The sequence below is a fragment of the Bacteroidales bacterium genome (assembly GCA_029210725.1).
In the GTDB taxonomy this organism is placed as follows: Bacteria; Bacteroidota; Bacteroidia; order Bacteroidales.
Genome location: JARGFM010000024.1, coordinates 32276 through 51296 on the forward strand (window position 1 = coordinate 32276; position 19021 = coordinate 51296).

Consider the following 19021-nt stretch of genomic DNA (forward strand, 5'->3'; position numbering starts at 1 on the left):
ACAAACTCCAAGATACGAAATGGCTGTCACATAAACCACCACTTTTACATGGCAAAACAGAAAAGGCATATCTGCAGGCGGTCCTCCCCCAATTCTTTCATCTTAACGATACTGTTGCTAATGGAGCGGTCTCTTCTATATTCTCCTAAGGAAAATCCCCTGTGTGTTTTAGAGGAGCCTTAGCCAGCCAAAGGCTGGGTTCAGCGACAGTTAAAATACACAGGGGAATTTCCCTAACCGAAGTCGTCAAAGTCGATCATCTCATCAGGCACTCCCATGTTATAGAGGAGGTTGGATACAGCACTGTTCATTTGTGGCGGGCCGCACATGTAGTATTCAATCTCTTCCGGCTCCTCGTGGTAGCGCAGGTAGTTGTCATAAAGTACCTGGTGGATAAATCCAACGGGGCCGTCCCAGTTGTCCTCCTCGGTGGGTTCCGAAAGAGCAATATTGAAAGTGAAATTAGGGAACTCCTTTTCGATGTCCCTGAAGTGGTCCTCGTAAAAGATCTCCCTCCTCGAACGTGCCCCATACCAGTAACTGACTTTCCGTTTGGTCTTCAGGGTATGGAAGAGGTGAAAAATGTGGGAGCGCATGGGGGCCATGCCGGCACCTCCGCCCACATAGACCATCTCATTCTTCGTATCCTTGATAAAGAACTCCCCGTAGGGACCCGATACCATCACCTTGTCGCCGGGTTTGCGGGAGAAGATGTAGGAAGAACAAATTCCCGGATTCACATTCTTGAACCGGCCGTGGCTCACATCCCAGGGAGGAGTGGCGATACGGATATTCAGCATCACAATGTTCCCTTCGGCAGGATGGTTGGCCATGGAGTAGGCCCGGTAGGTCTCTTCGGGATTCTTCATATAAAGGTCCCACATGTTGAATTTATCCCACTCATCGCGGTACTCCTCCTCCACATCGATATCCTTGGAGAAATCAACCTCAACCCTGGGAACATCGATCTGGATATATCCACCCGATTTGAAGTTGAGCTTCTCCCCTTCCGGGAGCCTCACTACAAACTCCTTGATAAAAGTGGCCACATTGTGGTTGGAAACCACCTCGCATTCCCATTTCTTGATTCCCATCACCTCTTCGGGAATCTGGATGGTCATATCTTCACGAAGCTTCACCTGGCATCCCAGCCTCCACTGCTGCTGCTGCTCCTTACGGGTAAAGAAGCCCGTTTCGGTGGGAAGAATAGAGCCTCCCCCTTCCAGTACCTGGCACTTGCACATGCCACAGGTTCCTCCGCCTCCGCAGGCCGAGGGCAGGAAAATCTCATTGTTCGACAGGGTATTCAGCACGGTGCTTCCCGGGGATACCGTAAACTCCTTGTCATTGACCTTCAGGATCACATCTCCCTGCGGGGTCAGTTTATACCTGGCATAAAGCAGCATCACCACCAGCAGCAGGATCACAAACAGGAAAACGGCTGCGCTGATCAAAATCACCGTAATTGTTGAAGTGAGAAAAATCATAGTTCTTATAATTTAATACCCATAAAACTCATAAATGCGATCCCCATCAGACCGGTAATAATAAAGGTGATGCCCAGTCCGCGCAGTGGTGCGGGAACATTGGAATACTGGATCTTTTCACGGATGGCTGCGATGCCCACAATGGCCAGGAACCAGCCCACCCCTGAACCAAGCCCGAATACCGTGGCTTCGGCAATATTGGCATATTCACGCTCCTGCATAAACAGAGAGCCTCCCAGGATGGCGCAGTTCACCGCGATCAGCGGCAGGAAGATTCCCAGCGAGGTATAGAGTGTGGGCGCAAATTTCTCGATGACCATCTCCACCAGCTGCACCATGGAAGCGATCACAGCGATGAACATGATGAAAGTGAGAAAACTCAGGTCCACATCGGCCAGCGTGGGATTAATCCAGGTCAGGGCCCCGGCCTTCAGGATAAACTTCTCCAGAAGGAAGTTAATGGGAACGGTAAATCCGAGTACAAAGATCACAGCGATCCCCAGTCCCGTGGAAGTCTTCACCGTTTTGGAAACGGCGAGGTAGGAACACATGCCCAGGAAATAGGCAAAGATCATGTTATCGATGAAGATGGACTTGACAAATATGTTGACTAAATTTTCCATGAATGCTAATTTCTATTGTTCAAAAAAAATGAGTTAGTCCTCAATCAGGTCTTTCCGGCGCGAACGCTGTACCCAGATAATAACACCCACCACCACCAGGGCCATGGGGGGCAGGATCATCATCCCGTTATTTACATAACCGGCATTGTAAAAGGCCTGAGGAATCACCTGTATATCCAGCAGGGTACCCGATCCGAGCAACTCCCTGAAGAAAGCCACAATAATCAGGATGACGGCATAACCGGCCGCATTGCCCAATCCGTCGAGCAGCGAGGCCCAGGGCTTGTTGGCCAGCGCAAAAGCTTCCAGACGACCCATGATAATGCAGTTGGTAATAATCAGGCCCACAAAGACCGAAAGCTGCTTGCTCACGTCGTAGGCATAGGCCTTCAAAACCTGGTCGACCAGGATCACCATGGTGGCAATCACTACCAGCTGAACGATAATCCGGATCCGTGGCGGAATGGATTTCCTCAGCAGGGAAATCACCACATTGGAAACAGCCATCACCACCATCACCGAAATGGCCAGAACAATGGAGGGTTTGAGCTTTACAGTAACCGCCAGAGCAGAACAGATTCCCAGTACCTGAACGGTAATGGGATTGCTCTTCCCCAGTGGCTCGGTCAGAAGCTTCAGGTTTTTCGGCGACAATAAAGGTTCCTTTTCAGTACTCATAGCTTAGTTATTTGCAAGTTCTTTAAAATGGGCCACATAGCCTGTCATGCAGTCGATAATCATCTCTTCGAGTCCTTTCGAGGTAATGGTTCCCCCTGAAATAGCATCCACCTGGTGTTTGTGCGAGGGATCGGCCCCTCCCTTTACCACCTCGATGGAAACAAATTCACCGGCCTCATTAAAAATCGTCTTCCCGGTAAAAGGCTCCTGGAACCAGCCCGTATTGATCTCCGCACCCAGTCCCGGCGTCTCCCCTTTGTGGTCAAATACGGCTCCCGAGATCGTATTCATATCCTCCTCAAAAGCGATATATCCCCAGATAGGGCCCCAGAGCCCTTTGCCCTGGAGGGGGACCACATATTTTTTTGGTCCGTCGTTCTCCGAATAAACAAAAACCGGGTAGTTCCGCTCCTCCCTGGCTAAACGTATTTCGGCAGGGAGATTCAGCATCACTTCAAAGGCGTCGGCCTCCAGCATGTTGCCTTCGAAATCGACCACATAGGAAGCTGTAATAAACTGTTCGAATTCCTCATTGATGTAAGTGTTCTTATCAGCCGCCTCAGTTGCATTTTCAGCCCTGCCCACCGTACGGAGAACGTCCTGTTTCTTTTCGATCTCCACATTCATCTCCTGGAGCGGCTTCAATTGCGTGGAAACGAATGAAAGCAGCACGGCCACAATCGTTACCATGATCAGCGAAAAGACAAAAATGTATGTGTTGCTAAAACTTCTCATGTTCGTTTCGTAAAATTAGGTTGCAATTACTTTAGCTCTTTTCAATCTCTTCTTGATATTGGCCTCAATGATGTAGTGGTCAATCAAAGGAGCGAAGACATTCATCAGCAGAATAGCCAGCATAACCCCTTCCGGATAGGCCGGGTTGAGCACCCGGATCAGGATGGCCAGGAAGCCAATCAGGAAGCCATAGATCCATTTGCCTCTTTCGGTCTGAGCCGCAGTTACCGGATCGGTGGCCATATAGACCGCGCCAAAGGCAAAACCTCCCAGAAGCAGGTGCTCCCAGAAAGGAAGTGCCATAAATGCATTGACAGCAAAGAGATTCAGGAGCACGCCCATAACTGCACCACCGGCAAATACGGAAAAAATAATCTTCCAGCTGCCCACCCCGGTCAGGATCAGGATCGCGGCCCCGATCAGGATCGCCAGGGTGGAAGTCTCCCCGATGGATCCGGGGATGGTCCCCAGAAACATGTCCCAGGTGGTGTAAGCTTCCCCCAGTCCGTTTACAAAAGAGGAGGTATTCTGTGCCGCCTGTCCCAGGATGGTGGCTCCCGAATAGCCGTCAATCACCCCTGTTCCGTCGGTCAGCCCGGCAATCCATACCTTGTCGCCCGACATCTGGCTGGGATAGGCAAAGAAGAGGAAGGCCCTGGCCACCAGGGCAGGGTTCAGGATGTTCATCCCGGTTCCCCCGAAGACCTCTTTCCCGATCACCACGGCAAAAACAGTGGCAACGGCCACCATCCAGAGGGGTACATCGGCAGGCATCACCAGGGGAATCAGCATCCCGGACACAAAATATCCTTCGGCCACTTCCTCGTTGCGCCACTGGGCAAAGGCAATCTCGATCCCCAGACCCACCACGTAAGAGACAATGAAGATGGGCAATATCTTCAGGAACCCGAACCAGACCATCTGCCAGAAACCGGCGGCCTCTCCCAGGGCCTGGAAGTGATGGAAGCCGGTGTTCCAGATCCCGAACAGCAGGGCCGGCACCATGGCAATCATGACGAGGATCAGGGATCTCTTCATATCATTGGCATCCCTGATATGCACCCGTCCGGTGGTCACCTTGTCCGGCACAAAGAGAAAAGTCTCAATGGCTTCAAATCCCGCCAGGAACATGTGAAGCTTACCCCCCTTTTCAAACGGGGGTTTGATCTTATCAACAAATCGTCGTAAACTCATGTGTAAACTATGTATGTATTATTCTTCCATTTCTTTCCGAAGTGCCTTCAGCCCGTCCCGGAGAATTTTAGTAACGGGCGTCTTGGAGGTGCAAACAAACTCGCAAAGGGCCAGATCCTCCTCATCCAGCTCGTAAATTCCCAGTTGCTCCATCTTGTCAATATCATTCACCAGGATGGCTTTCAGCAACTGCATGGGATAAATATCCATGGGCAGCACCTTTTCATATTCACCGGTCATCACGAAGGGTCGCTTTCCTCCGTGGTAATTCGTGTCCATATCAAACTTCCGCCTGGGAGTCAGCCACCTGGAAGCAAAGGACCTGGCCACAGACATCTTTTTGAATCCCGGCAGGATCCATCCGAACAGTTCATGGTAATTGCCTTCCCGGATCACGGTGACCTGAGAATCAAAGCAGCCCACATATCCTTTTTCCGCATCAATCTGTTTTCCCTGGAGCACATTCCCGCTGATCACCCGGTTGTCACCCTCTTTCAGCTGATTTTCCAGGATAGGGGCTACTTCGGTTCCCCGAATGGTCCTGTAGTACTGGGGCTTTTCCACCCTGGCCCCCGTTAGTGCCACCACCACCGAGGGATCATATTTCCCGGTTTTAAAAAGGCGCCCGATGGCAATCACGTCCTGGGGCTGAACCACCCAGATCACCTCTCCCTTATTGATGGGGTCCAGCTTATGAATCTGGATGCCCACATTCCCGGCAGGATGTGGACCCGAAAAACGGTTGACCTCTACTCCTTTGATATCGCTGAGGGTACGAACGGAAGGGTATCGGCCATCCAGGTTCAGATGCACTTTCCCTTCGGTGAGCCGCCTCAGGGCATTGACCCCCCACTGAAAATCGGCTTCCGAATCCTTGAGCAGAAAATCAAAATCAGGAGCCAGAGGAGCCGTATCAAAGGCCGAGATGAAAATCGACTTGGGGACCTCGTCCGTTTTTGCAATAACCGTGTAGGGACGCCGCCGGATCAGCGGCCAAAGCCCGCTGTTCAGTAGATTCTCCACAATCTGCTCCCGCTTCATCTCAGAAGGATCTCCCTGCATGAACGTTTCAGCCGTATCCTTCCCGTCGTCCTCCAGAACAACTTCGATGATCCTTCTGCGCTCCCCCCGGTTGATAGAGGACAGGATCCCGCTCACCGGCGAGGTGAATTTTATCTCAGGGTGGTACTTGTCGTAAAAAATGGGGGTTCCCACCTTCACCTCATCGCAGAGTTTTGGAATGATCTTCGGAGTTAGTCCGTGCCAGTCGCCCGGCTTGATTGCATAGGTCCTGGCCCTGGGGGCCTTCACATAAATAAGCTCGGCCTGTCCGTTCATCCTGATGTCCAGACCCTTTTTAATCTTGATTACCTCAGCCATGGATTATTTTGTAACAGATATAATAATCTTAAAATGAATTATAAAAATAATTAAATTTACCTACTCTCAAAGCGTGGTAAATATATTCAAGGGCATGCTTCCTGCACGCAGGTCCCTGACAGATCATACAGATTGCGATATTATGAAAATAGCCTCCGTTCTCATAACATATTTAATGCTGATACAGGTCAGTTTTGTCCCTGCCGCTGGTCAGGAACTCTATTCGGACGACCAGGGACAGGTGCGTGAGATGGTTCTCGATCATAGTATAAAAACCGTTCAATTGTACCGGGAAGGCTGGCCCATGAGCTATCCGGTGGTCCGGCTCAGCGAAGATGTCCCCCTGATCCTGGAGTTTGATGACCTCTCGGAAGAACAGCCCGCCTTTATGTACCGGATGATCCACTGCAACGCCGACTGGACACCCTCTGACCTGAGTGAACAGGAATACCTGGAAGGCTACCCCGAAAATGAGATCCGGACTTCAGTTCCATCCTTTAACACCTATACCAGTTACCTGCACTACCGCCTCCGGATCCCCAACGAAGACACCCGGCTTTTGCTGTCGGGCAACTACCTCCTGCTGGTCTATCGCGACAGGAACCCCGACGACGTGGTCTTCACCAGGCGTTTTATGATGACCGAAGGGAGGGTAAACATTGAGGCCAACGCCCATATTCCGGATTTGAACCCGTACAAAGGCTGCTGCCAGGAAGTGGATTTCACCGTGAACCATGCCGGTATCACCATCGATGATCCCTTCAGCGAAACCAGGGCGGTGGTATACCAGAACGGCCTCTGGGATCTGGGCATTGATATCTTGCAGCCCTACATGATCCGGCCGGGACAGCTGGTATACGACTATCAGAAAGAGAATATCTTCCAGGGGGGAAATGAATTCCGCTTTTTCGATACCAAGAATACCCGGACCCCCACCTACTTCGTGCAGGAAATCAACTTCGTGGATCCCTTCTTCCATTTTGAGTTGAAACCCGACCAGCCCCGCTCCCCTCACAATTATTTCTTCCAGGAAGATATAAACGGCCGCTATGCCATTGAGGCGGAAGGGAGCCAGGATCCGGGAGTGGACAGCGATTATGTGGTGGTGCACTTCCGCCTGGAGATGCCTTTGCCCCTGGAAGGTTCCGTCTATATGACCGGAGCACTGACCAACTGGCAGTTTGATGAACTGAGCCGCATGGAATATAATGATCAGGAACAGGCCTATATGCTTAACCTGCTGCTGAAACAGGGGGTCTATAACTACAGGTATCTATTTCTGCCTGCCTTCAGCGAACAGTTTGACATGGCCGAAATAGAAGGAAGTCACTTTGAGACCGGGAACGAATACCTGATCCTCTTCTATCACCGCCCACCGGGCTCCCGGTACGACCGCCTCCTGGGTCACCAGGTGATACACACCAACCAGTAAGAAAAAGGCTTTCCGTGCAATTTTGAAGGGCTTCAGAGCCCGATGCTGTCCGATATCTCCCTCATGGCATCCACCGAGATCCGGATAAACTCATCCAGGGGAATCCCGATCTCTTCACATTCCAGAATGTGATCCCGGTTCACGCTGGCGGCAAAGGCCTTCTCCTTCATCCGTTTGCGGACCGACTTATATTTTACACTGGCAATCTTTTGATCCGGGTAGACCAGCGTGGTGGCATAGATCAGGCCGGTGATGGTCTCCCCGGCTGCCAGGGCATGCTGAAAGCGGGTGGTCCTGGGGATTCCGGTGGCCTTTTCGTTATGCATGCGGATGGCATCGAGCATTTCCTCATCAAATCCAAAATCTGCCAGCAGTTCCTCCGCTTTTAAGGCATGCACCCTGGGATCGGCCTGGGTAAGCTCCACATCCACATCGTGCAGCAGGCCGGCCAGGCCCCAGCGATCCTCCTCCTCGCCCAGTCTCTTTGCCAGGGCACGCAATACGGCCTCCGAGGCCAGAGAATGAATGAAAGTCTTCTCATTTTTCACATGTTCGCGTAAGCGCTCCACCGCTTTTTCTCTTGAAATATCCACGGCTACCTGGCGATAATGATTGGTTTAACCACCACATCCTTCCCCGAAGAAATCTGAATAAAGTACAGGCCTGGCTGTTGGGGACTCAGGTCCAGTTCAAGGACCTGTAAGCCGGGTTCAAGTTTACGTTCAAGCAGTACAGCACCGCTGGCACTGATCACAAACAACTGTCTTGTCTCCGGCTCTCCCAGATTCACATAAAAATGCCCTTCACCCGGGTTGGGATAGATGCTTATAAGCCCTTCAGCGGCCTCAATTCCTGTGGGACTAAGTCCCGAGATGCTCAGATCAAAAGTGCCGTAAGCTCCCGAACCATCCCGGGCAATGGCCAGGACTTCCGCTTCTCCCTCGCCCAGGGCAATAAATAAACCCTCCGAGGTAATGGAACCCACCGGGCTGCCCGCAGAACTGCTCACGTGCCAGAATACATCCTTGTTACTTGCATTGAACGGGCTAACATTCGCATAAAGCTGTAGCATATCCCCTGTATCCAACACAGAAACGTTCCCGGCGGAAGTCACTTCAATGCTCAGGACCTCAACAACTGCAGGCAGAATAGTCAGCATATAGTCTCCGCTTATTCCGGAACCATCCCGGGCCGAGGCTATCACCTGCACCAAACCCGTATTCCCGGCAGTAAGCAGTCCCCCGGCATCCACGGAGGCCGTTCCGGAGATCTCAATAACACTCCATTCCAGATACTTGTTGGAGGCATTTTCCGGAAGGATGTTTGCATAAAACTGCAAGGTACGAAGCGATTCCAGGCTGTTGACACCTCCTGCCGAAACAATCTCAATGCTTTCTACCAGGACTTCGGGTAATGTAATCGATATATAAAAGATTTCATCCACCCCGGAAGCGTCAGCTGCAGTGGCCACAATGCCCACAGTTCCCGGATTCCCCGCCGTTAATAGTCCCGATGCACTGATGCTGGCGCTTCCCGTTTGGTTGATTACGCTCCAGAGGATATCCGAGTTGCTGGCATCCTCCGGAAGTACCTGGGCCGAAAATTGCAGTGTCGATCCCGTTTCCAGGCTTGTAATTTCACCCGCCGAAAATATGGTGATTTCTTCCACCAGTATGACCGGTGGAAGAATGTCTAAAGCAAAGTTATCTGTCACACCCGAACCGTCCAGGGCCGCCGCCAGAACAGTCACGGTACCCGGATCTCTGCCTATCAGGAATCCACTGCTTGTTATGGTGGCTGTACCGCTGCCATCGATAACACTCCATTCAACTCCCGGATTGCTGGCTTCCTCGGGAAGCACTTCAGCCGAGAACAGCAGGGAGGATCCCGATTCCACACTTGTGGCACCGCCATTCGAAGATATGATTATGTTTACCACCGGGATAACAGGAAGGACAACACTCAGAGAAAAAGTGTCTGCCACCTGTGACCCATCTTCGGCTTTAGCAATCACCTGAACGGTGCCGGCTGTCAGGCCGGTCACCAGTCCCTCCCCCGATACACTGGCTGTCCCGCTTTCATTAACGATGCTCCAGAGAACCGTGGTATTGCTTGCCTCCTGGGGCGACACACTGGCAAAGCACTGAAGACTTTGTCCCTCCGGAAGTTCAGTCTCCCCCCCGGCGGTGGTAATCAGAATATCGCTTACCGGAACAAGCGGATCGAGGACAGGCACCAGAAGAGTATCTGCAACTCCCGAACCGTCGAGGGCCCTGGCAAGCACCCGGACTTCCCCGGGCTGTCCGCCCCTGATCAATCCGTCCTGGCTGATGGTCGCCGTCCCGCTACCCTGGAGCACGCTCCACTGAATCTCCTGGCTGGTAGCGTTTTCAGGCAGAACTGTGGCCAGCAGCTGCAGCTGTTGGCCCGTCATAACACTTGTATCCCCCGTGGCATAAAGCCCGATATCGCTTACCGCAATCTCGTTATCCCAGCCTGCAATCCTGGCCAGCATCCACCACATGGCTTTGGCCAGGCGCAGAGCTCCCACCTCACCGATGTGATCCCCGTCCTCGGTAAAAGAGATCAGGTTCCAGTTTGCGTCGTAATCCAGCATATTCTCAGGGTGGATCTGTGCATGGGGCCGGGGACTTCCATCGTCGTTCCAGACTGCCATGTTCTGTTCTCCACTGTTGCTCCAGCACAAAATATCTGCATAGTCAAATAATATCCTGGAGGCATCCCCGGCTACATGGGCTCTGATATAATCATGTTTAATCTCACGCTGGAAGCCATTTTCAGTGCCAGCATGTTCGGGCCAGTCCACCGGACCTGTAGTATATATCCATTTCGTGGGGTAAGAATTATCTGTAGAGTGCTGATTATACGATTCCACGGCTTCCAGATAAGTATCCATGCTTACACTGTTGCCTGTCAGGGCCTGATCTTCAGCATCCAGTCCCCATCGCATGCTTCCCTCGGGGCTTCCTGAGGAACGGCCGGCCCAGCGAACCTGATATACCGGATCTTCAAGCCCTCCCGGTTCATCTCCCAGGGTCATGTCCCAGCACCAGCCAAAACCCATCACATCAAAAGGGTTTCCTGTGGCAGCCTGGTCACTGATATCATCCTTTATACCGGCAACACCGGCCTCTGAGAAAAAGATATCTTCCCCGGCAATCATGTGCCTGCCCATCCTGAGATACTGACTTGTTTCGGAGGAAGGAGAACCCATGTTATAAATCTCCACCTGGTAGGTATTGTCCATCTCCTCAAGAAGTACCAACCCCAGCCTGTAAGCCAAAGAGTGGGACTCCCCGGCTATGGAAACCAGCATGGTCTTAACCGCATCTATATATTTTTGAGGTATTTGATTATATTGATCAACTACCGTATGATCAGCCACAATTTGTGCATTCATCATCAAATTGAAACAAATAAAGAAAATAATTAATTGTATGATTTTCATATTCAGCAATTTAATTATTTCTTTTCCCAATTAAATAATTCTTGACATAATTGGAAATACCTTCTTCCAAACTGGTAAATGCGTGAATATAGCCCACCTCTCTAAGTTTAGTCATATCCGCTTCAGTGAAATACTGGTAGGTATCCCGGATATCCTCGGGAGTATCAATGAACGTGATTACAGCCTTTTTATCCAATGCCCGAAAGGTGTTGCTTACCAGATCGCTAAAGGTTCTTGCTTTCCCGGTACCCAAATTATACAATCCGCTTTCGGGCCGTTTCTCCATCAGGAAAATGATGACCGGGACCACATCCTTCACATAAATAAAATCCCGGGCCTGCTCTCCATCCTTATAATCGGGATGATGCGACCGGAACAATTTCATTTGCCCGGTTTCCTGAATCTGCCTGAAGGCATGGTAAACCACAGATGCCATCCGGCCCTTGTGGTACTCATTAGGCCCATAAACATTGAAGAATTTCAGTCCGGCCCAGAAGAAGGGCTTGTGCTCCTGCTCCAGCACCCAGCGGTCGAACTCATTCTTGCTGCGTCCGTATGGGTTAAGCGGTTTTAACTCCGGAACCACCTGGTGGGAATCCACATAACCCTGTTCCCCCAATCCGTAAGTGGCTGCCGAGCTGGCATAGATCAGCGGCAGGCCAAACTCCACACATAAAGAATACACCGCTTTTGAATAGTCGAGGTTCAGCTCCAGGAATACTTCCCAGTCAGTCTCCGTGGTATCGGTGCGGGCACCCAGGTGAATGACCATCTGAACCTGCCGGTGATTTTCCCTGAGCCAGCTGCAGAACTCCCTCCTGTCCAGGAGCATTTTAAACTGCTTCCCGAAGTAATTCCGCTCTTTGTCAGGTCGGGAAAAATCATCCACCAGCACCAGGTCGTAATACCCTTCAGCATTCAATCCGGTGATCAGATTACTGCCTATAAAGCCTGCTGCTCCAGTCACAATTATCACCTTATAAAGATACGGATTTGTTCTGTTCTACAGAATACAGAAGAAGGGTTTTAAATAATATTTAACATCTGCTTATGAATAATTTGTTTCTTTGTACTCATGGAACAAATCAATAACGGCCTGGGTGAAAGCCAAACAGGCGGATACAACCGCATCGAAAGATGGGATGAGGAGACCACCTCCAGGATCACAGACTATTACGCAGAGATCCTGAACCTGCTGGGTGAGGATGCCCAGCGGGAAGGACTTAAAGAAACCCCGAAGAGGGTGGCAAAGTCCTTACAGTTCCTTACCCAGGGTTACGGGACAGATCCTTCCGATATTCTCAAGTCTGCCATGTTTCACGAAGAGTATTCCGAAATGGTCATCGTGAAGGATATCGAGCTCTTCTCTTTGTGCGAACATCATATGCTTCCCTTTATCGGGAAGGCACACGTGGCCTACATTCCCAACGGACGAATCACCGGCCTTAGTAAAATTGCCAGGGTCGTGGATGGCTATGCCCGAAGGCTGCAGGTGCAGGAAAGGCTAACGGTACAGATCAGGGACTGTATACAGGATACCTTAAAACCACTGGGTGTGGCGGTGGTCATCGAAGCCCTGCACCTTTGTATGGTCATGCGCGGTGTTCAGAAGCAGCATTCGGTTACCACCACCTCTGCTTTTACAGGCGCTTTCATGAATTCAGACAAAACAAGGGAAGAATTCATTCACCTGATTGGGAACAAGCTACATTGATATTTAATTAGACTATGAAAGCATACGTATTCCCCGGACAGGGGGCACAATTTGTGGGAATGGGCAAGAAATTGTATGAACAAAGTGCCCGGGCCAGGGAGATGTTCGAAGAGGCCAATGAGATACTGGGTTTCAGGATCACCGACCTGATGTTCGACGGAGAGGAGGAGGATCTGAAACAGACCCGCGTCACCCAGCCGGCCATATTTCTGCACTCCGTGATCCTGGCTTCCACCCTGGATGACTTTCATCCGGATATGGTGGCCGGCCATTCCCTGGGCGAGTTCTCCGCGCTGGTTGCCAACCGGGCTCTCTCTTTTGAAAACGGGCTGAACCTGGTATTTAAAAGGGCCATGGCCATGCAGAAGGCCTGCGAGCTGCAATCGTCCACCATGGCAGCCATTATCGGCCTGGAGGACGAACAGGTGGAAGAGGTGTGCCGGGAGATCGATGAGATCGTCGTGGCCGCCAACTACAACAGCCCGGGACAGATCGTCATTTCCGGATCGCTTCCGGGCATTGATGCGGCCGTGGAGAAGCTTTCTGCCCTGGGAGCCAAACGCGCCCTGAAACTGGCTGTGGGGGGTGCCTTCCACTCGCCCCTGATGGAGCCTGCCCGCTTGGAGCTGGAAGAGGCCATTCAGGCCGCTCCCTTTGCAACTCCCCTTTGTCCGGTCTATCAAAACGTGAACGCCCTTCCCTCCGTAGACCCCGGAAGCATTAAAGCAAATCTGGTTTCACAGCTGACTTCCCCGGTCCGGTGGACCCAGACTGTCAGGCAGATGATTGCCGACGGGGCCGGCTCCTTTACCGAAGTAGGACCGGGCAAGGTCCTGCAGGGCCTGATTAAGAAAGTCGACCGGGGCATGGAGACCCGCAGTGCCTAGTCCAATCCCCTGAATTCACCGGCACATGAAGATTAAAAAAATTGGAGGTACCTCTTTAGGCAGTGCTCAGAACATCCGGATGGTCAAACAGATTCTGGATGGCCACAAGGAGCACTGCGTGGTGGTGATCAGCGCCTCCGACGGGGTCACGGACCGGCTGATTCATGCCGCACAACTGGCACGGGATCAGCAGGTCGCTTACCAGGAGCTGGCCGGAGGACTCCGCTATACCCATCTGGAACTTGTTAATGACCTGCTGGAAGGTCCTCTTCGGCAGAAAGCCGTCCGGGAGGTGAACCATCTGCTAGATGAGTTCGAGGAGATTCTGCGGGGGGTGTTCCGTCTTCGCGACCTGAGTGCCCGGACCCAGGATCTGATCCTCAGTTTCGGGGAGAGGCTCTCGGCCTCTATCGTGGCCTGGTATCTGGACGACGCGCTCTGCATCGATGCCAGGGAACTGATCCGGACCGACAGCCAGTTTGGAAACACTACGGTGGATTTAGAAGTGAGTTACCGGGCCATTGCCGAACGCTTCAGGGATATCCGTCAGCTTACCGTGCTTCCCGGATTCATTGCTTCCGACCAGGATGGTGAAACCACCACCCTGGGCAGGGGCGGATCGGATTATACGGCAGCCATTGTGGCCGCAGCCCTGGGCGCCGAAGTCCTGGAGATATGGACCGATGTGGATGGCTTTATGACCGCCGATCCGAAGATTGTCCCGAAGGCATACACCGTTAAATGCATGAGCTATGAAGAGGCCATGGAGCTTTCCCACTTTGGCGCCAGGGTCATCTACACCCCCACCCTGACCCCGGCTTACAAGTCCGGCATTCCCATACGGGTAAAAAACACCTTCAATCCGGAGCTGCCCGGCACGCTTATCACCACAGGAAGCCTCTGCCGGCAGAACGAACTGATCAAAGGGATCTCCTCGATCAACTATGTCAGCCTGGTGACCGTCAGGGGAACCGGTATGGTAGGCAAAACCGGCACCTCAGCCCGGGTATTCAGCTCCCTGGCCAGGGCTCAGGTAAATGTGATCCTGATCACCCAGGCCTCTTCCGAAATGACCATCTCCTTTGCCGTCTCCCCGGCCGACGAAAGTAAGGCTGTGGCAGCCCTGCAGGAAGAGTTCGAGGTGGAGATACAGCTGCGCAAAGAGATGCAGATCGAGGTAATCAACAGGCTCTCCATCATTGCCATCGTGGGCGAAGGGATGCGCCACACACCCGGTATCTCGGCCATCCTGTTTCGTTCCCTGGGCAGAAACGGGATCAGTGTGATCGCCACCGCCCAGGGCTCCAGCGAACTGAATATCTCGGTGGTGATCGAGGTCAACAGCCTGAAAAAAGCGATGAATGTGATCCACGAAGGCTTTTTCCTCTCGGATTACCGCGAATTGCACCTCTACCTGGCCGGACTGGGAAACGTGGGGAAGAAATTTTTGCTGCAGCTGCAAACACAGCAGGAAAAACTGATGGAGAACCTGAAACTGAAGATCAACCTGGTGGGGATTATCAACAGCCGGAAAATGATCATCGATCCGGAAGGGATCGACCCGGCGGCCTACCTGGAGCGGCTGGAATCGGGCGAAAATTCCGACCTGGACCTGATGATAGAAGCCATCGGCAAAAACAACCTGCGAAATTCGGTCTTTATCGATTGCACGGCCAACGAACAGGTGGGCATGGTCTACGAACGGCTCTTTGAAAAATACGTTTCGGTGGTCACTGCCAATAAGATCGCTGCCAGTTCTTCCTACGGGTATTACCAAAAGCTTAAAAGCACAGCCATCCGGAACGGGGTCAAATTCAGCTTTGAGACCAATGTGGCGGCAGGACTGCCCGTGATAAGCACCATCAACGACCTGATTAAAAGCGGGGACCGGATCCTGAAGCTGGAAGCGGTTGTTTCAGGGACCCTCAATTACATCTTCAATACCATGAGCAGCAAGATTCCCTTCAGCAAAGCCATCCGGATGGCCAAGGAGGAGGGCTACTCGGAACCCGATCCCCGGCTCGATCTGAGCGGTACCGATGTAAAACGAAAGCTGCTGATCCTGGCAAGAGAATCGGGTTACCCCCTGGAAGAAAAAGATATAGAGGTGCAGCCCTTCCTGCCGGAGGCTCTTTTTGAAGGGAGCCAGGAGGCCTTCTGGGAGGGGGTCAGGGAGCTGGATAAGGAGTTTGAGGAGAAGCGTATCGGGATGGAAGAGAGGGGCCTGAAGTGGCGCTACCTGGCCAGGCTGGAGAATGGCAAAGGGGCCATGGGACTCGAGGAGGTGAATCCCACGCACCCGGCCCACGCCCTGGAGGCCAGCAACAATATCATCCTGATTACCAGCGACCGCTACCATGAACTCCCGCTGATTGTAAAAGGCTATGGCGCAGGGGCGGAGGTTACTGCCGCCGGGGTTTTTGCGGACGTTATCCGGGTGGCAAACGTATAAAAACAGCCAGCAGAGAAGCAGGCCTGCATCGCAGGCCGCAGCGACAGAGCAGTTTGAAATGACAGAAAGAAAAAATATAGAGGCTGTCATCCTGGATATGGACGGGATCCTGATCGATTCGGAGCGTCACTGGCAGCTCACCGAGCGCGCCATTTTTGCCGAACTGGGGATCGATCTGAGCGAAAAGCTGCTGGTCGAGACCAGGGGACTGAACACCGGGGAGATGATGGCCCACTGGTCGGCCCGTTTCCCTCTGGATGGACGTGATACGGCAGCCCTGATGAAGGAGTACGACCGGCGCATGGTGGAGACCATGAAAAAAGAGGTCCCGCTGATGGAGGGCGCCCGCGAGCTGATCGGGATGTTCCGGGGGCAGGGACTGCCTCTGGCGCTGGCCACCTGCTCCACCCCGGAGCATATCGATGCCGTGATGGAGAAGCACGGATTGCGCGATTCCTTTGACCACCTGGTTTCCGCCGCTGTGGATATGCCGGGGAAGCCCCACCCGGAGGTCTTCCTTCGCACGGCCCGGCTTCTGAAGGCCGATCCCACGCGCTGCCTGGTATTCGAGGACTCCTTCAACGGCCTGGTGGCTGCCAAGGCAGCCAGGATGATCGTGGTGGTCATGCCCGATCCCCTGGAATTTAAGCAGGAACGCTTTGGTGCAGCGGATCTGAAGATTGGCTCTCTGACCGAATTTACACTGGATACACTAAACAAGCTGCAGAAGAAACCATGAGTAGCAAGGAGATAAAAGTATTCGGACCGGCAAGCGTCTCCAATGTGGGACCCGGGTTTGACCTGCTGGGATTTGCCCTGGAAGCGCCCGGCGATGAATTGATCGTCCGGAGAAACGGCACCTCCGGACTGGTGCTCTATAATCAGACCGAGTACAGGCTTCCCGCCGATCCGGAACTGAATGTGGCTGCGGTGGCTGCAGCCTCCCTGCTCAGGGAGCTGCACAGCTATGAAGGTTTCGACCTGGTCTTTACCCGGAAGATAGCTCCGGGAAGCGGTGTGGGATCCAGTGCGGCCAGCTGTGTGGCAGCCGTGATGGGAATTAACGAACTGCTGGGCTCACCCTTTGAAACAGCCGAACTGATCCCCTTTGCCCTGGAAGGGGAAAAGGTGGCCAGCGGATCCACCCATGCCGATAACATTGCTCCGGCCCTGCTGGGTGGCATCACCCTGATCCGGGGTTACGATCCTCTGGATATCAAACACATCCCCTACCCCGACGATCTGTGGTGCTCGGTTTTACATCCCCATCTGGAAATTAAGACCGCCGAAAGCCGGAAACAGATCCCGCAAACGGTTCCCCTGGAGATTGCCCTGAAACAGTGCGGGAACCTGGCCGGACTGGTAGCCGGACTCGCCACGGGCGACTACCCCCTGATCAGCCGGTCGGTAAACGATCACCTGGCCGAACCCTATCGCATCCACCAGCTGCCCGATTTTGCGGAACTGAAAAAATCGGCCCTGGATGCCGGTTCAGTAGGAACCGGACTCTCCGGGTCGGGCCCCTCCGTATTCAGCCTTTGCCGGGGAGAGGAGATGGCCGCCAGCGTGGGCAAGGTTATGCTTTCTCATTTTAAGTCCCGGGGAATCGATTCGAGGCTTTACATCTCCCGGATCAGCCAGGCAGGATGCAAAATTATCTGACATGCACTACTACAGCACCAGCAACCGGGAGTTAAGGATCCCTCTGAAAGAAGCGGTTATCAAAGGGCTGGCGGCCGATCGCGGGCTCTTTATGCCGGCCTCGATCCCCGTCCTTAACAGGCGGACCCTGGAAGGATTCAGGGGGATGGAACTTCCCATGATCGCCCGGACACTCTCCGCTGCTCTCTTTGGATCGGATATCCCTGCTGCGGAACTGAAAAAAATCACCGAAGAGGCCATCAACTTCGATACCCCGCTGGTGCAGGTGGAAGAGAAACTCTATGCCCTGGAACTGTTCCACGGTCCCACCCTGGCATTCAAGGATGTGGGTGCACGCTTCCTGGCCAGGCTCCTGGGCTATTATACCAGGAAAATGGAGGAGGATATCCATGTGCTGGTGGCCACCTCGGGCGATACCGGAAGCGCGGTGGCCAACGGTTTCCTGGGTGTAGAGGGGGTCCGGGTTCATGTGCTCTACCCCTCCGGCGGAGTCACCCCGCTCCAGGAGAAACAGTTCACCACCCTGGGCAAGAACATCACCGCCCTGGAAGTGGCCGGAAATTTTGACGACTGTCAGCTCCTGGTCAAAGAGGCTTTTATGGATGAAGAGCTGTGCGGAGGGATGAAACTGACCTCGGCCAACTCCATCAACCTGGCCAGGTTCCTGCCCCAGGCCTTCTATTATTTCAGGGGGTGGGCCCAGCTGGAACCGGGAACCCGGGTTTTCTTCTCGGTTCCGAGCGGGAATTACGGCAATATGACAGCCGGACTGGTGGCCAGGGAAATGGGACTGCCGGTGCATACCTTCCTGTCGGTAAATAACCTCAACGATGTAGTCGCCTCCTACCTGCTCACCGGGAGCTTCAAGCCCAGGCCCTCCACTTCGACCATTGCCAACGCCATGGATGTGGGCAATCCCAGTAATTTCGACCGGATTCTGGATCTCTTTCAGCGGAAACACGAGTGGATCACCCGGCATCTGCAGGGATACAGCTATTCCGATAAAGAGATCCGGGAGGTGATCGGCGAAGTATATAAAAGGACGGGCTACCTCTGCGACCCGCATGGTGCCACGGGATACCAGGCGGCTGTTTCCTACCGGAAAGAGCACCCGGAGCTTACCGGAATCTTCCTGGAAACGGCCCATCCGGCCAAGTTCAGAGAGAGTGTGGAAGAGGTCACCGGCGAAAGGGTGGAACTGCCCGGCAGGCTGGCCGCCTTCGCCGACAGGGAGAAATTGTCTGTGCCCCTCCCCAACGACTACCTGGAATTCCGGAACTACCTGCTAAGCAGCCGGTGATCCGTTCA

General features: G+C 53.1%; 16 protein-coding genes. 7 read left to right on the top strand and 9 right to left on the bottom strand.

What is annotated here, in order from left to right; genetic code table 11:
• Positions 1-233: 233 nt before the first annotated feature.
• Genes nqrF through P1P86_12775 form a run of 6 tightly spaced genes read right to left on the bottom strand, consistent with a single transcriptional unit; the run spans position 234 to position 6097 of the window.
• A complete protein-coding gene (gene nqrF / locus P1P86_12750) occupies positions 234-1487 on the bottom strand; it encodes an NADH:ubiquinone reductase (Na(+)-transporting) subunit F (protein ID MDF1576049.1) in 1254 nt (417 codons plus the stop codon).
• 5 nt (positions 1488-1492) lie between these two features.
• A complete protein-coding gene (nqrE, locus tag P1P86_12755) occupies positions 1493-2110 on the bottom strand; it encodes an NADH:ubiquinone reductase (Na(+)-transporting) subunit E (protein ID MDF1576050.1) in 618 nt (205 codons plus the stop codon).
• 33 nt (positions 2111-2143) lie between these two features.
• Positions 2144-2788 (bottom strand): NADH:ubiquinone reductase (Na(+)-transporting) subunit D, encoded by a 645-nt coding sequence (locus tag P1P86_12760; protein ID MDF1576051.1) that lies wholly within the window; start codon positions 2786-2788, stop codon positions 2144-2146.
• Between the two features lie 3 nt (positions 2789-2791).
• Positions 2792-3523 (bottom strand): NADH:ubiquinone reductase (Na(+)-transporting) subunit C, encoded by a 732-nt coding sequence (gene nqrC / locus P1P86_12765; GenBank protein ID MDF1576052.1) that lies wholly within the window; start codon positions 3521-3523, stop codon positions 2792-2794.
• A gap of 15 nt (positions 3524-3538) precedes the next feature.
• The gene (locus P1P86_12770; GenBank protein ID MDF1576053.1) at positions 3539-4717 is read right to left on the bottom strand and encodes an NADH:ubiquinone reductase (Na(+)-transporting) subunit B; all 1179 of its coding nucleotides are present in this window, start codon (positions 4715-4717) and stop codon (positions 3539-3541) included.
• Positions 4718-4735: 18 nt separating this feature from the next.
• Positions 4736-6097: a Na(+)-translocating NADH-quinone reductase subunit A gene (locus P1P86_12775; GenBank protein MDF1576054.1), complete on the bottom strand. Its 1362-nt coding sequence runs from the start codon at positions 6095-6097 to the stop codon at positions 4736-4738.
• A gap of 142 nt (positions 6098-6239) precedes the next feature.
• On the opposite strand from P1P86_12775, the gene P1P86_12780 reads away from it, so the two are divergent.
• Entirely contained in the window at positions 6240-7529 is a 1290-nt protein-coding gene (locus P1P86_12780) for a DUF5103 domain-containing protein (protein ID MDF1576055.1), read from the top strand.
• A 32-nt stretch (positions 7530-7561) separates the two neighbouring features.
• On the opposite strand, the gene P1P86_12785 is transcribed toward P1P86_12780, so the two are convergent.
• From P1P86_12785 to rfaD, 3 genes are read right to left on the bottom strand one after another with little or no spacing between them, the layout of a single operon-like run.
• On the bottom strand, positions 7562-8122 hold the full coding sequence (locus P1P86_12785; GenBank protein MDF1576056.1) for an HDIG domain-containing protein: 561 nt from the start codon (positions 8120-8122) through the stop codon (positions 7562-7564).
• 2 nt (positions 8123-8124) lie between these two features.
• Positions 8125-10998 carry an Ig-like domain-containing protein gene (locus tag P1P86_12790; GenBank protein ID MDF1576057.1) on the bottom strand — a complete coding sequence of 958 codons (2874 nt, stop codon included), beginning with the start codon at positions 10996-10998 and terminating at the stop codon, positions 8125-8127.
• Between the two features lie 10 nt (positions 10999-11008).
• Positions 11009-11965 carry an ADP-glyceromanno-heptose 6-epimerase gene (gene rfaD / locus P1P86_12795; GenBank protein MDF1576058.1) on the bottom strand — a complete coding sequence of 319 codons (957 nt, stop codon included), beginning with the start codon at positions 11963-11965 and terminating at the stop codon, positions 11009-11011.
• 108 nt (positions 11966-12073) lie between these two features.
• Here rfaD and folE point away from each other — a divergent pair, with 108 nt between their 5' ends.
• Genes folE through thrC form a run of 6 tightly spaced genes read left to right on the top strand, consistent with a single transcriptional unit; the run spans position 12074 to position 19013 of the window.
• Positions 12074-12712, top strand: a complete 639-nt coding sequence (gene folE / locus P1P86_12800) for a GTP cyclohydrolase I FolE (GenBank protein MDF1576059.1) — start codon at positions 12074-12076, stop codon at positions 12710-12712.
• A 14-nt stretch (positions 12713-12726) separates the two neighbouring features.
• Positions 12727-13599, top strand: a complete 873-nt coding sequence (gene fabD / locus P1P86_12805) for an ACP S-malonyltransferase (GenBank protein MDF1576060.1) — start codon at positions 12727-12729, stop codon at positions 13597-13599.
• 25 nt (positions 13600-13624) lie between these two features.
• Positions 13625-16051 carry a bifunctional aspartate kinase/homoserine dehydrogenase I gene (gene thrA / locus P1P86_12810; GenBank protein MDF1576061.1) on the top strand — a complete coding sequence of 809 codons (2427 nt, stop codon included), beginning with the start codon at positions 13625-13627 and terminating at the stop codon, positions 16049-16051.
• Between the two features lie 58 nt (positions 16052-16109).
• Positions 16110-16790 (top strand): hexitol phosphatase HxpB, encoded by a 681-nt coding sequence (gene hxpB / locus P1P86_12815; GenBank protein MDF1576062.1) that lies wholly within the window; start codon positions 16110-16112, stop codon positions 16788-16790.
• On the top strand, positions 16787-17713 hold the full coding sequence (locus P1P86_12820; GenBank protein MDF1576063.1) for a homoserine kinase: 927 nt from the start codon (positions 16787-16789) through the stop codon (positions 17711-17713). Before hxpB ends, P1P86_12820 begins: the two co-directional genes overlap by 4 nt.
• A 1-nt stretch (position 17714) precedes the next feature.
• Entirely contained in the window at positions 17715-19013 is a 1299-nt protein-coding gene (thrC, locus tag P1P86_12825; protein MDF1576064.1) for a threonine synthase, read from the top strand.
• Positions 19014-19021 lie beyond the last annotated feature (8 nt).

What these genes read in the sequence shown, in the direction of transcription:
- nqrF (MDF1576049.1), bottom strand. Translation starts at nt 1,487, where the DNA reads ATGATTTTTCTCACTTCAACAATTACGGTGATTTTGATCAGCGCAGCC.
- nqrE (MDF1576050.1), bottom strand. Translation starts at nt 2,110, where the DNA reads ATGGAAAATTTAGTCAACATATTTGTCAAGTCCATCTTCATCGATAAC.
- P1P86_12760 (MDF1576051.1), bottom strand. Translation starts at nt 2,788, where the DNA reads ATGAGTACTGAAAAGGAACCTTTATTGTCGCCGAAAAACCTGAAGCTT.
- nqrC (MDF1576052.1), bottom strand. Translation starts at nt 3,523, where the DNA reads ATGAGAAGTTTTAGCAACACATACATTTTTGTCTTTTCGCTGATCATG.
- P1P86_12770 (MDF1576053.1), bottom strand. Translation starts at nt 4,717, where the DNA reads ATGAGTTTACGACGATTTGTTGATAAGATCAAACCCCCGTTTGAAAAG.
- P1P86_12775 (MDF1576054.1), bottom strand. Translation starts at nt 6,097, where the DNA reads ATGGCTGAGGTAATCAAGATTAAAAAGGGTCTGGACATCAGGATGAAC.
- P1P86_12780 (MDF1576055.1), top strand. Translation starts at nt 6,240, where the DNA reads ATGAAAATAGCCTCCGTTCTCATAACATATTTAATGCTGATACAGGTC.
- P1P86_12790 (MDF1576057.1), bottom strand. Translation starts at nt 10,998, where the DNA reads ATGAAAATCATACAATTAATTATTTTCTTTATTTGTTTCAATTTGATG.
- folE (MDF1576059.1), top strand. Translation starts at nt 12,074, where the DNA reads ATGGAACAAATCAATAACGGCCTGGGTGAAAGCCAAACAGGCGGATAC.
- fabD (MDF1576060.1), top strand. Translation starts at nt 12,727, where the DNA reads ATGAAAGCATACGTATTCCCCGGACAGGGGGCACAATTTGTGGGAATG.
- thrA (MDF1576061.1), top strand. Translation starts at nt 13,625, where the DNA reads ATGAAGATTAAAAAAATTGGAGGTACCTCTTTAGGCAGTGCTCAGAAC.
- hxpB (MDF1576062.1), top strand. Translation starts at nt 16,110, where the DNA reads ATGACAGAAAGAAAAAATATAGAGGCTGTCATCCTGGATATGGACGGG.
- P1P86_12820 (MDF1576063.1), top strand. Translation starts at nt 16,787, where the DNA reads ATGAGTAGCAAGGAGATAAAAGTATTCGGACCGGCAAGCGTCTCCAAT.
- thrC (MDF1576064.1), top strand. Translation starts at nt 17,715, where the DNA reads ATGCACTACTACAGCACCAGCAACCGGGAGTTAAGGATCCCTCTGAAA.